1 protein-coding gene is annotated in these 421 nt (G+C 56.8%); it reads right to left on the bottom strand.

All coding sequences use genetic code 11. From position 1 onward, the window contains the following. Positions 1-304, bottom strand: a 304-nt coding sequence (locus tag SOP95_RS31765) for an AraC family ligand binding domain-containing protein (RefSeq protein WP_323609550.1), incomplete at its 3' end; no start/stop codon positions are given. Between the last annotated feature and the right edge of the window lie 117 nt (positions 305-421).

Here is a 421-nt window from a genome sequence, read left to right as displayed (position 1 = left end):
AAGGCTGCTGGGGCAGTTGCTCACAAAGTTCCGGCGCCAGCCCCACCGAGTGATAGACGATCGCCTCGGCATTGTAGGAGCTGTGTTCGGTGTGAGGTGGCACCCACACCGCGTATTGCGGCGGCGACATGAAGCGGTTGCCGGCCACTTCCATGCGCATCACGCCGCTGGCCGAGTAATCCAGCGAGCCCCAGAAATGCTGGTGCGGCGTGCATTCGGTGTCAGGCGCGAAATCCGAATAACGGAAGTACACCGGGCTCGGCAACCGGGGGAAATCCGCAAGACGTACGTTGTGCTTGGCCATATTGTCTGGATACAGAGGTGGTTTGTCTGGATCGCAGTATAGACTTCGATCCAGACAATGGATAATCCTGCCTCATCAACACACTTGGTTACTTTCGATGCAATACGCTTATCCCTT

The organism is Pseudomonas sp. YuFO8, assembly GCF_035065025.1.
Classification (GTDB): domain Bacteria; phylum Pseudomonadota; class Gammaproteobacteria; order Pseudomonadales; family Pseudomonadaceae; genus Aquipseudomonas; species Aquipseudomonas putida_AE.
This window is presented reverse-complemented; position numbering and strand designations above follow the sequence as displayed.